This is a genomic window from Janthinobacterium sp. NKUCC06_STL, from assembly GCF_019345455.1.
Taxonomy (GTDB): domain Bacteria; phylum Pseudomonadota; class Gammaproteobacteria; order Burkholderiales; family Burkholderiaceae_D; genus Janthinobacterium; species Janthinobacterium rivuli.
This window is the reverse complement of sequence record NZ_JAHKQY010000001.1, coordinates 1,031,716-1,043,817: the sequence shown is the minus strand read 5'-3', so window position 1 is coordinate 1,043,817 and position 12,102 is coordinate 1,031,716. Positions and strand designations below refer to the sequence as shown.

General features: G+C 61.9%; 11 protein-coding genes. 10 read left to right on the top strand and 1 reads right to left on the bottom strand.

The genetic code is table 11. From position 1 onward, the window contains the following. Positions 1-219: 219 nt before the first annotated feature. From KO539_RS04740 to KO539_RS04725, 4 genes are all read left to right on the top strand, one after another. Positions 220-1,215 (top strand): RluA family pseudouridine synthase, encoded by a 996-nt coding sequence (locus tag KO539_RS04740; protein WP_219307575.1) that lies wholly within the window; start codon positions 220-222, stop codon positions 1,213-1,215. Positions 1,216-1,304: 89 nt separating this feature from the next. Further along, positions 1,305-1,964: an HAD-IIIA family hydrolase gene (locus KO539_RS04735; RefSeq protein WP_219307574.1), complete on the top strand. Its 660-nt coding sequence runs from the start codon at positions 1,305-1,307 to the stop codon at positions 1,962-1,964. Further along, a complete protein-coding gene (locus KO539_RS04730; protein ID WP_219307573.1) occupies positions 1,961-2,338 on the top strand; it encodes a Rieske 2Fe-2S domain-containing protein in 378 nt (125 codons plus the stop codon). Before KO539_RS04735 ends, KO539_RS04730 begins: the two co-directional genes overlap by 4 nt. 39 nt (positions 2,339-2,377) lie before the next feature. Next, positions 2,378-3,379 (top strand): S49 family peptidase, encoded by a 1,002-nt coding sequence (locus KO539_RS04725; RefSeq protein WP_219307572.1) that lies wholly within the window; start codon positions 2,378-2,380, stop codon positions 3,377-3,379. A gap of 376 nt (positions 3,380-3,755) precedes the next feature. Here KO539_RS04725 and KO539_RS04720 read toward each other — a convergent pair whose 3' ends face one another. Beyond that, the gene (locus KO539_RS04720; RefSeq protein ID WP_219307571.1) at positions 3,756-4,139 is read right to left on the bottom strand and encodes a hypothetical protein; all 384 of its coding nucleotides are present in this window, start codon (positions 4,137-4,139) and stop codon (positions 3,756-3,758) included. A 256-nt stretch (positions 4,140-4,395) separates the two neighbouring features. On the opposite strand from KO539_RS04720, the gene KO539_RS04715 reads away from it, so the two are divergent. The 6 genes from KO539_RS04715 to KO539_RS04690 all read left to right on the top strand — a co-directional run bounded on the left by KO539_RS04715 (position 4,396) and on the right by KO539_RS04690 (position 12,066). After that, positions 4,396-5,106, top strand: coding sequence for a pseudouridine synthase (locus tag KO539_RS04715; protein ID WP_099403034.1), 711 nt, complete (start codon positions 4,396-4,398; stop codon positions 5,104-5,106). An 88-nt stretch (positions 5,107-5,194) separates the two neighbouring features. Continuing rightward, positions 5,195-6,193 (top strand): fumarylacetoacetate hydrolase family protein, encoded by a 999-nt coding sequence (locus KO539_RS04710; protein ID WP_219307570.1) that lies wholly within the window; start codon positions 5,195-5,197, stop codon positions 6,191-6,193. Positions 6,194-6,332: 139 nt separating this feature from the next. Further along, positions 6,333-7,517, top strand: a complete 1,185-nt coding sequence (flhB, locus tag KO539_RS04705; protein WP_219307569.1) for a flagellar biosynthesis protein FlhB — start codon at positions 6,333-6,335, stop codon at positions 7,515-7,517. Then, complete coding sequence (gene flhA, locus KO539_RS04700; RefSeq protein ID WP_219307568.1) at positions 7,514-9,610, top strand: flagellar biosynthesis protein FlhA; 2,097 nt, start codon at positions 7,514-7,516, stop codon at positions 9,608-9,610. Before flhB ends, flhA begins: the two co-directional genes overlap by 4 nt. A gap of 271 nt (positions 9,611-9,881) precedes the next feature. Then, positions 9,882-11,210, top strand: coding sequence for a flagellar biosynthesis protein FlhF (gene flhF, locus KO539_RS04695; RefSeq protein WP_034754102.1), 1,329 nt, complete (start codon positions 9,882-9,884; stop codon positions 11,208-11,210). Further along, on the top strand, positions 11,203-12,066 hold the full coding sequence (locus tag KO539_RS04690; RefSeq protein ID WP_219307567.1) for an antiactivator of flagellar biosynthesis FleN protein: 864 nt from the start codon (positions 11,203-11,205) through the stop codon (positions 12,064-12,066). The genes flhF and KO539_RS04690 overlap by 8 nt, the downstream gene beginning before the upstream one ends. The last annotated feature ends 36 nt before the right edge of the window (positions 12,067-12,102 follow it).

Here is a 12,102-nt window from a genome sequence, read left to right as displayed (position 1 = left end):
CACGCGTTATCCGATTACAACTACGGTGCAACCTTGATTCGCGCAGGGATGGTGCATATACATTTTTTTCCACCGAATTTGCAATTTGGCGAGGCCGGTGGAGACGCCCCTGTGTAAAATGTGCTTTTATTCTTACACTCGCAGCAGCCAGGGCCGCAGCAAAAACAATTATATATTCAAAATGAAGGACTTAGAGAGATTTCTGGGAAGACATAGTAAATGAAGAGTCAAAAAGATGTTGTTCCCCCTTCAACACCCCCGGTTCAGCCGCAAGCCCAATTCGTAACGATCGCCGAGGAAGAAGCAGGCCAGCGCATCGACAACTACTTATTAAGAGTGTGCAAGGGAGTGCCTAAAAGCCACATATACCGGATCTTGCGATCGGGAGAAGTGCGGGTTAATAAAGGCCGTATCGATCAGCTGTACCGTCTCGCCGCCGGCGACGTGGTGCGCATTCCACCCGTGCGCGTGGCCGAAAAGGCGCCCACGGGCGCGCCGGCCGCCGAATTCAAGATCATCTTCGAGGATGCGCAACTGCTCGTCATCGACAAGCCGGCCGGCGTGGCCGTGCATGGCGGCTCGGGCGTGTCGTTCGGCGTGATCGAGCAATTGCGCGCTTCGCGCCCCGACGCCAAGTTCCTGGAACTGGTGCACCGCCTGGACCGCGACACGTCCGGCTTGCTGTTGCTGGCAAAGAAACGCACGGCATTGACGAATTTGCATGAGCAGATGCGCGACGGCGTCACCGACAAGCGCTACCTGGTGCTGGTAGCAGGCGACTGGAAGAATGCGCGCCAGCATATCAAGTTGCCATTGCATAAATATACGACGGCCGAGGGCGAGCGCCGGGTGGCCGTGCAGGCCGATGGTCTGGCATCGCACACGGTGTTTTCACTGTTGCATAAATATCACAACTTCGCCTTGCTGGAAGCGGAATTGAAAACGGGACGCACGCACCAGATCCGCGTGCACCTGTCTTCCTCCGGTTTCCCCATCGCCGGCGACGATAAATATGGTGACTTTGCCCTCAACCGTGCCCTGTTGAAAGCCGACAGCACGCGCGGCGCCCTGAAACGCATGTTCCTGCACGCGCACCAGATCACGTTTACGCATCCGGAAACGGGCAAGACGATGACTTTGAACGCGCCGCTGGCTGCCGAATGCGAGCGTTTCTTGGTAAGCTTGGGCAAACCATTGGCCGTTGCCGCACGATAAGTATCCACGTGTGCGCGCGACACTACTCACAAGGTAGTCAGTCGCCATCATTCATTCTCAAGGAGCCGGCGGCTATGTCGTCGGGAAACATGGCAAGAAAGCAATTTGATCTGATCGTCTTCGATTGGGACGGTACCCTGATAGACAGTACCTCGACCATCGTCAAGTGCATCCAGGCATCGGCCAAAGACCTGGGCTTGCCTATCCCCACCGAGTTGCTCGCTTCGCATGTGATCGGCCTGGGCTTGCAGGAAGCCATGCAGCTGGTGATGCCCGACGTGGAGCCGAAATACCATGCGCGCATGGCGGAACGCTACCGTTATCACTACCTGTCGCGCGACCATGAACTGGCGCTGTTTCCTGGCGTCTACGAAATGTTGCAGGAATTGTCGCAGCAAGCCTACTTTCTCGCCGTTGCCACGGGCAAGAGCCGTGTCGGCCTGAACCGCTCCCTGAATGCCGTCAAGCTGCTGTCGCTGTTCGATGCGACGCGTTGTGCTGACGAAACCTTTTCCAAGCCCCATCCGGCCATGCTGCAGGAGCTGACGCGCGAACTGGGGCAGGATATGCGCCGCACCGTGATGATCGGCGACACCAGTCATGATTTATTGATGGCAAGCAATGCAGGCGCGGCCAGTATTGCCGTAGAGTATGGAGCGCATCCCGTGGAGCAGTTGCAAGCCTGCAATCCCCTGTATTCGGCCGCCACGGTGGCGGAGCTGCATCAATGGCTGAGCGAGCACGCATGATGAACGATGTTGTCGATGTATTCATTTGCGCCGCCGACGCTGTGGCTGACGGCGGCAAGGGCGTGCGCTTTCCCGTTTCGGCCGGTGGCGAAGCGACCACGGGCTTTGTCGTGCGCCACGGCGGCAAGGCGTATGGCTACCTGAACCGTTGCGCCCATGTGCCGATCGAACTGGACTGGGCGGAAGGCGAGTTTTTCGAGTCCAGCGGTTTGTATCTGATGTGTTCGACGCATGGCGCCATCTATGTGCCGGAAAGCGGCCTGTGCGCGGGCGGCCCCTGCAAGGGAGGGCGCTTGCGTCCGATCGCCGTGACCGAGCGCGATGGCCAGCTGTACTGGCAGCCCGACGAATATGTTCAGCCATTGCCGGCCTGAGGCCGGGGCAGGCCTTCTGTAATTTAAGCAAAGTGAACCATGAGCGATAACACGAATGACAAGCTGGACAGCAGCGCGCCAGCCGCCGGCCACGGCGCCCCTGCGGGACGCTGGGAGCGCGACGTGCTGGAAAAGCTGGTATTTGCCACTTTGCAAGAGCAACGCGCGCACCGCCGCTGGAGCATCTTTTTCAAGGTTTTCGGCCTGCTGATCGTGCTGTTCGCCCTGTGGGTGTTTTATGACTACAACACGGCCGACGACAGCGAAACCCTCGGCCGCCATACGGCCCTGATCGACATCAGCGGCGCCATCGAGTCCGAAGGCAGCGGCTCGGCCGCCGTCGTCATCCCCGCGCTGGACAAGGCGTTTTCCGATGCCGGCTCCGTGGCCGTGGTGCTGCATATTAATAGTCCGGGCGGCAGTCCCGTGCAGGCCGGCATGATCGTCGACGAGATGCAGCGCCTGCGCAAGGGCTATCCGGACAAGCCTTTGTATGTGGTGGTCGATGAAATGTGCGCCTCGGGCGGCTATTACATCGCTGCCGCCGCCGACCGCATCTACGTCAACAAGGCCAGCGTGGTCGGCTCCATCGGCGTGCTGATGGATGGCTTCGGCTTTACGGGCGTGATGGAAAAGGTCGGCGTCGAGCGCCGTTTGCTGACGGCGGGCGAGAACAAGGGTTTCATGGATCCGTTCAGCCCCCTGACGGAAAAGCACAAGGCGTATGCGCAGAGCATGCTCAATGAAATCCACCAGCAATTCATCGACGTTGTGCGCGCGGGACGGGGCAAGCGCCTGAAGGAAACCCCTGACACCTTCTCGGGCCTGTACTGGACGGGTGCGAAAGCCGTGGAAATGGGCCTGGCCGACGACTTCGGCACGGTCGACAGCGTGGCGCGCGACGTCGTCAAGGCGGAAGACATCGTCGACTACACGCAGCATGAAGGCTTGCCGGAACGGGTACTCAAGAAGTTTGGCGCCGCCATGGGCGCGGGCGCCATGAAGGCAGCCGTGCAGCAGTCACAACCGGCGTTGCGCTGAGAACATCACTGTTAGCTGGCAGGCAAGCCAGTCGAGAATGATTTTCAATAAGGTGGTAAATTGGCTTGAAAAAGGGGCTGCTTGGGCTATAGTGAAAGCGTAGTTCTTTTCAAGGAGGGGCGATATATCAACTATGTTGTCAGTACTAACTTGATTGGCAGGTCCTGGAACTACTTGCCGCATCGCAGATGTGGTTTTGAGTGAATTTACATTCCTCACTAAAGTCCCGATGGGGCTTGGGAACGGCGGCGCAATGCCGCCGTTTCCTTTTGTGTGTGCAAGATGGGTCGGTGTGGCTGAATGTTGTTGTCTGGGCTGGGCGTGCGGGCAAGGCAGGCATGCGAGGGCGGGGCATGGCTGGTCGCATGGGCCGCGTTCAGGCGGCGCAGCCGTTGCAGTGCGCGGGCAGGAGCGCGGTGCTTGCCTGCCGGGCCGCCGCTGCACTGGCGCTGCTGTTGGCGCTGCTGTCGGGCGGCATGTCCGCCATGGCAGGCGCGATGACGCTGTCGCTCTCCGCGTTCGCGTCCGCATGCGCAAAACCGCCCAGTTCCAGCCAGCACATGAAATGGCATTGCGCCTCGGCATGCCAGTGCGTCTGGCCTGCAGGCGCTGGCGGCGCGTCCGCATCGTGCGGCGCCGGGGCGCTGCTCCAGCGCGCCACGCCGAGCCTGACTTTGTGCATGGCCGCCTGTTCCGCGGCGATGCGTTGGCGCATGTCGGCGATGCTGCCTTGTAAGGCGATGGTATCGGTATGCTTCATACAATGTCCTTGTGAGTCGTTGTCTGGTTATTATTCCTAAAGCTCGTTAGGCGGATTCCTAACGAAGTTTCAGTCTATCAACGCGATATTTCGAGCGCTTGATATTTCTCAAAAGAATCAACCATTTCTCGCCAAATCTCACCTTGTTCTTTTTGGTATTTCTGCATGCGCCATGGTTTCGTGCAGCCTGGACCGCTGCGCAGGCGCCAGCTGCCGCCGCTTCACGCTGCCAGCTGCTTCTGGTAAAGTCACGCCCATGAGTAAATTATCCCTAGACCGCATCCTGCAATCGCAGGGTTTTGGCACCCGTAAATATTGTCGTTCCCTCATCGAGGATGGCGATGTCGTCATCGATGGCGTCACCCAGACCAATTACCGCACCACCGTCGAGACCGACGGCCTGGTGCTGCACGTGTTCGAAGAAGAGTGGGTCTACCGCGCGCACCTCTACCTGGCGCTGAACAAACCTGCCAATTTCGAATGCTCGCGCAAACCCAGCCATCATCCTGGCGTATTGACCTTGCTGCCGGAACAATTCACCTGGCGCGAAGTCCAGCCCGTCGGCCGGCTCGACCACGATACGACCGGCATGCTGCTGATGTCCGACGATGGCCCGTTTATCCATGCACAATCGTCGCCGAAGCGCCACGTTCCCAAGATTTACCAGGCCACTACGCAAGAGCCCGTGACGGATGAGCTGGTAGCCCTGCTGTTGGCCGGTGTGCAATTGCATGACGAACCGGCCCCGCTGGCGGCCCTCGTCTGCGTCAAGCGCGGCGAACACCAGCTGGAAATCGTGCTTGAACAAGGCAAATACCACCAGGTCAAGCGCATGCTGGCCGCCGCCGGCAACCATTGCAGCGCGCTGCACCGTTCCGCCATCGGCAGCCTGACCCTGGAATCGCTGGGCATTGCCGAAGGCGAGTGGTGCTATCTCACGCCAGAACAACTGGCGCTGCTGGCGTAAATCCCTTCTGACCGCCAAAGCCGGGAATATCCCGGCTTTTTGGCGTCTTTAGTCCCCAATTGCCTGCATTTGACGAAGTTTCCCGCCCATGAAATTAGCAACCCTGAACGATGGCACGCGCGATGGCCAGCTGGCTGTCGTCTCGCGCGACCTGAAAACGGCCCACCTGGCCGACGGCATCGCCCCGACCCTGCAAAAGGCGCTCGACGACTGGAGTTTCATCGCGCCCCAGCTCGATTTGCTGTACCAGACCATCAACAGCGGCCGCGGTCATCGCGCTTTCGAGTTCGATCCGGCCAACTGCATGGCGCCCTTGCCGCGCAGCAGCTTGCGCGTGGCCGGCGCGTCCTATCTGCAGCAGGTCGAGCGCGCCTGCAAGGCTGCTGGCGTTGATGTGCCCGCCAACTTGCGCGAGGCGCCACGGCTGTATCAGGGCGCCAGCGACGATTTCCTCGGCGCCCATGACGACATCACCCTGGCGCACGAGCAGTGGGGCATCGATTACGAGGCAGGCATCGCCGCCATCACGGATGACGTGGCCATGGGTTCCACGCCCGACCAGGCGCACCTGAACATCAAGCTGTTGATGCTGGTCAACGACATCACCTTGCGCAACCTGGCGCCCGACGAGCAAGCCAGTGGCTACGGCTTCCTGCAGGCGAAACCGGCCATGGCCTGCTCGCCTGTGGCCATCACGCCCGATGAGCTGGGCGACGCCTGGCGCGGCGGCAAGGTGCATTACGCCCTGCGCTGCAGCCTGAACGGCAAGTTGACGGGCCAGCCCCACGCGGGCGCCGACATGGCCTTCAATTATCCGCAATTGCTCGCTCATCTGTGCCAGACGCGCAACGCGCGCGCCGGCAGCGTGGTCAGCGCGGGCGGGGTCGCCAACAAAGAAGTCAAGAAGGGATTTTCCAGCATCGTTGAGCGACGTAACCTGGAGATGATCGCCGATGGCATCGCCAGCACGCCATTCCTGTTGTTTGGTGATGTGGTCCGGCTGGAAATGCTCGGTGATGACGGTAAATCCTTGTTTGGCGCCATCGAGCAGACCGTGAAGCAGGCCGAGGCGCGCAAGTCCCGCTAAGGTTACTGGAGAGCAAAGGAAAAGCAGGGGATTAGCCCTCCTTTTCCCTTGATGGCGTTGCGCTAATTAAACCGATAATGCGTCATGCCCAGTCCGTATTGCGCCTAGCCAGGCTGCAGGACTTCACCGGAGTTGATTGATGTCGGAAGACAGCGACGCAGAAAAGACCGAAGCCGCGTCACCGAAGCGCCTCGAGCAGGCGCGTGAGGAAGGCGACGTTCCGCGATCGCGTGAAGTGGCAACGTTTACTGTGTTGATGGCGTCCGGCTGCTGCCTGTGGTTTGCCGGCGACGCCATCGTGCGGCGGCTGACGGCCGTGATGGTTTCCGGCCTGACCCTGGACCGCGAGCAGATCCTCAATCCCGACGCGATGATGTTGCGCATCGGATACGACGTGGGCTCCGTCTTGCTGACTTGCCTGCCGTACGCGCTGGCCATCATGCTCGTCGCCCTGGCCTCGCCCGTGCTGGTGGGCGGCTGGCTGTTCAGTTCCAAGGCGTTCACCCCCAATTTTGGCAAGCTCAACCCGATTCGCGGCCTGGGCAATATGTTTTCGAAGAATGCGCTGGTGGAATTGCTCAAGGCCATCGCCAAGACCCTCGTCGTCGGCGTCGTGGCCTGGATGGTGATGCAGCATCAAAAGGACGCCGTGCTGGGCTTGTCGGTGGAATCGCTGCGCGCCGGCTCGGCCCATCTGATCAGCCTGCTGATCACGGCCTTCCTGATGATCGTGGGCGCGCTGGGCCTGATCGCCGCCATCGACGGCCCGTACCAGATGTGGCACTACGCTAACAAGATGAAAATGTCCTTGCAGGAAGTCAAGCAAGAGTCGAAAGAGTCGGACGGCAATCCGCAGATCAAGGCGAAGATCCGCCAGATGCAGCATGAAATGTCGCGCCGCCGCATGATGGCCGATGTGCCGACGGCCGACGTGGTGGTGACCAATCCTACCCACTACGCGGTGGCCTTGAAGTATGGCGAGAATTCGCGTGGCGCGCCGCAGGTGGTGGCCAAGGGCATCGACGAGGTGGCGGCGAAGATCCGCGAACTGGCGGGCGAGCACAAGGTCGCCATCCTGGAAGCGCCGGCCCTGGCGCGCGCGCTGTACCAGCATACGGACATCGGCGACGAGATTCCCGAGGCGCTGTATGGCGCCGTGGCCGAAGTGCTGGCCTACGTGTTCCAGCTGCGCAGCTACGGCAGTGGCCACGGCGAGCGTCCCGACAAGCCGAAAAAACTCGACGTGCCGCCCGAGCTCGACCCGCACAATCCCGCATCGCAGACACCGCCCGCAGCAGACAAGAATAAAGGAAGTACACCATGAACGGCCTGAGAATGCCAGCCTGGCTCAGTGGAATGGGTGGCAACGCCAGCAAGGGCATCGCCGCGCCTATCATCATCATCATGCTGCTGGCGATGATGGTGCTGCCGCTGCCGGCCTTCATCCTCGACATCTTCTTCAGTTTTAATATCGCGCTGTCCATCATCGTGCTGTTGACGGCGCTGTACACGGTCAAGCCGCTCGACTTCATGGCGTTCCCGACCATTTTGCTCGTGTCGACCATGCTGCGCCTGTCGCTGAACGTGGCGTCCACGCGCGTGGTGCTGACGGAAGGCCATACGGGCGCCGACGCGGCCGGTAAAGTGATTGAAGCGTTCGGCCACTTCTTGATCGGCGGCAACTACACGGTCGGTATCGTGGTCTTCATTATTTTGACGATCATCAACTTTACCGTGGTGACCAAGGGTGCGGGCCGTATCGCCGAGGTGGGCGCCCGCTTCGCGCTGGACGCGATGCCCGGTAAACAGATGGCCATCGACGCCGACCTGAACGCGGGCTTGATCGGCGAAGACGAAGCGCGCCGCCGCCGCACGGAAGTGGCGCAGGAAGCGGAATTCTATGGCGCCATGGACGGCGCCAGCAAATACGTGCGCGGCGACGCCATCGCCGGCATCATGGTGACCGTCATCAACATCGTCGGCGGCTTGCTGGTGGGCTTGCTGCAGCACGACATGGGCTTTGCCGATGCGCTCAAGAACTACACCCTGCTGGCCATCGGTGACGGCCTGGTGGCGCAGATTCCTTCGCTGATCATTTCCACGGCGGCCGGTATCGTCGTCTCGCGCGTGGCCAGCGACCAGGACATCGGCACCCAGCTGGTGGGTCAATTGTTTGCGAAACCGCAAGTGTTATATATTACCGCCGGCATCATCGGCGGCATGGGCTTGATTCCCGGCATGCCGAACATGGTCTTCCTGTTGCTGGCCTCGCTGCTGGCCGGCTCCGCCTATCTGATCAGCAAGAAACGCACGCAGGAAAAAGAGGCGGCCGAAAAGCCGGCCGAAGCGCCGCAAGCGACCGTGGCGCCGGAGCAGGAAGAAGCCAGCTGGCAAGACATCATGCCCGTCGATACCCTGGGCCTGGAAGTGGGCTACCGTTTGATTCCCCTGGTCGACAAGACGCAGGGGGGCGAATTGCTCAAGCGCATCAAGGGCATCCGCAAGAAATTTGCCCAGGAAGTGGGCTTCCTGGCGCCGCCCGTGCACATCCGCGACAATCTGGAATTGAAGCCGTCCGCCTACCGCATCACCCTCAAGGGCGTGGAAGTGGGAGTGGGCGAAGCGTTCAACGGCCAGTTCCTAGCGATCAACCCCGGCATGGCCAGCGGCACCTTGCCGGGCCTGGCCACCAACGATCCCGCCTTCGGCTTGCCCGCCACCTGGATCGACGCCAGCTTGCGCGACCAGGCGCAATCGATGGGCTATACGGTGGTCGACGCGGGCACCGTGGTGGCCACGCACCTGAATCACCTGATTACCTCGCACGCGTCGGAACTGCTGGGCCGCGCGGAAGTCCAATCCCTGCTCGACCATCTGGGCAAGGATGCGCCACGCCTGGTGGAAGACCTAGTGCCGAAGATGCTGTCGCTGTCGACCTTGCAAAAGGTGCTGCAGAACCTGCTGGCCGAGGGCGTGCACATCCGCGACATGCGCAGCATCATCGAAACCCTGGCCGAGCATACGGTCAGTACGCAAGATCCGAACGAGCTGACGGCGCTGGTGCGCGTGGCCCTGGGCCGCGCCATCGTGCAGCAACTGTTCCCCGGCGCGGCCGAACTGTCCGTGATGACCCTCGACAGCCGCCTCGAGCGGCTGCTGATGCAAGCCATGGGCAATGGCGGCGACGGCGCCGGCATCGAGCCGGGCCTGGCCGACACCATCGCCCACCAGGCGGGTCTGGCCGCGCAGCAACAGGAAGCGCTGGGCCTGACGCCGGTGCTGCTGGTGCCGGCGCCGCTGCGGGCCCTGCTGTCGCGCTTCCTGCGCCGCGCCTTGCCGCAGCTCAAGGTGCTGTCGCATGCGGAAGTGCCGGAAACCAAGACGATCCGCGTCACGGCGCTGGTGGGCGCGCAATAAAGCAAACCCAAGCGAAGGGCCGGGGTCGAACCCTCAGGGTTCGACCCCAGTTGTTGCTTTTGGTCAAATAAACATCAATTTCCTCCCGGCAAACTGAATAACGGGTACTTTCCCGTCCTGTTCCTTCGATCATTTCCTGCAAGCATCGCTAATAATGGAAACTGTCCGGGTGATCTGTGTCCATGTGGAAGACAGCACTCAAGCAACAGGAGTCGACGATGGTCACACAGTTCAGCCAATATTGCGCCACCCCCGCCCTGGGAGGCCGGTCATGAATGTGAAGAAATTTACGGGCGCCTCGTCGCGCGATGCGCTGCGCAAGGTGCGCGAAGCGCTGGGCCCTGACGCCGTGATCCTGTCGAACCGCCAGGCCGACGGCGTGGTGGAAATCCTCGCGCTGGCCAATGATGATGCCGCTTCGCTGGCGTCGCCGCCGGCCGCCTCCGAAATGGCCCAGCCCCGTCCTCAGTTGCAGACCCAGTTCGCCACGCCGCAGCGTCCGGCCGCTCCGGCCCAGCGCCCGGCCGCGCCACGTCCTGCCGCGCCGCGCCAGGCTGCCTCCGAGCCAGTGGACATGGCCCGCATGCAGCAGATGATGGCCAGCGCGCTGGCGCACGTCAAGGAAAACGCCGCCGCCGAGATGAGCGGCATGATGAATGAAATCCGCGCCATGCGCGGCATGATGGAAACCCAGCTGGCGGAAATTTCATGGGGTTCGACGCAGCAGCGCGAGCCGCAAAAAGCCGTCGTGTTGCGCGAAATGCTGGCCGCCGGCTTCTCGGCCAGCCTGGCGCGCTACCTGATCGACAAGCTGCCGGCCGGCCTCGATGGCGCGCAAAGCATGCGCTGGATCAAGACTGTCCTGAGCCGCAACCTGAACACGGTGGCCAATGAAGACGCCATGCTGGAGCAGGGCGGCGTGTTTGCCCTGGTCGGCCCGACCGGTGTCGGCAAGACCACCAGCACGGCCAAGCTGGCCGCCCGCTGCGTGATGCGCCACGGCCCGGAAAAGCTGGCCCTGATCACCACGGATGCCTACCGTATCGGCGCGCATGAGCAATTGCGCATCTACGGCAAGATCCTCGGCGTGATGGTGCATTCGGTGAAGGACGAGGCGGACCTGCGCATCGCCCTGAAGGAATTGAAGAACAAGCACACGGTGCTGATCGATACCGTGGGCGTGAGCCAGCGCGACCAGATGGTCACGGAACAGGTGGCCATGCTGTCGGGCGCCGGCGCCGACGTGAAACGTTTGTTGTGCCTCAATTCCACGGCGACGCAGGAAACGTTGAACGAAGTGGTGCGCGCCTACCAGGGTAGCGGCCTGGCCGGCTGCATCATGACCAAGCTCGATGAAGCGGCGTCGATCGGCAACGTGCTCGACGTGGTGATTCGCCAGAAGCTGAACCTGTTTTATGTGTCCAACGGCCAGCGCGTGCCGGAAGACCTGTACCTGGCCGACCGCGGCTACCTGATCGACCGCGCATTCAAGCTCAAGCGCGACTCGGCGGCGACGCAGTTTTCCGATGCCGAACTGCCGCTGCTGATGGCGCAGGCGGCCGCCCGCAACAATGAAGCGCGCGGGGTGCACCTTGGCTAATTTCGATTTCGATCAGGCCGAAGGCTTGCGCCGCATGCTGGCCGGCCCGCAGCCGCGCGTCATGACGTTCCTGTCGGCCACGCCGCAGGACGACAAGGGCGCCATGCTGGTCAACCTGGGCGCTTCGCTCGCCTACGGCGGCAATGACGTGCTGCTGCTCGACGCCAGCGGCGGCAGCGATGGCGTGGCCGCGCGCCTGGGCCTGGCGCACGGCGCCAGCCTGCGCGACGTGGCGCGCCAGCAGTGCGGCTTGAACCAGGTCATCCACCAGGTGCCGCAAGGCTTCGGCGTGGCCAGCCTGGGCGCGCGCAACCACCTGATGGACAGCATGGACTATGCGGGCGAGGACGAACTGCGCCGCCTGGGCAAGACTTTCGAGGTGCTGGCGCGCCAGAGCGGCATCGTGCTGGTTGACGGCGTCATGGCCGACGAGGGTGCATGCTTCCCCGTGCCCTTGATGGCCTCGTCCGATATCGTCGTGCAAGTCTCTACCAGCGCCACCTCGATCAAGGCGGCGTACTGCCTGATCAAGCGCCTGAGCCAGGAACTGGGACGCCGTCCCTTCGGCATTCTCGTCACCGGCGCTTCCGAATCCGAAGCAAAAGTGGTATACGATAATATGGCGCAGGCGGCGAGCCGCTACCTGGCCGTGAAGCTGACCTCGATGGGTTCGGTGCCTGCCGATGAATATCTGCACCGTGCGGCGCGCCTGGGCCGCAGCGTGGTCGATGCGTTTCCGCTGGCGGGCGCGTCGGTGGCGTTTCGCGGACTGGCGGAGCGGCTGGCCCGTTCGGCGGCGCCGGTGCTGGGCGGCACCTTGTACCAGACGGGGAGCCCGCACCAGTTCAGCGCCTGAAGCCAACCGTAGCACCAGATAAGATGAGAAAACAAT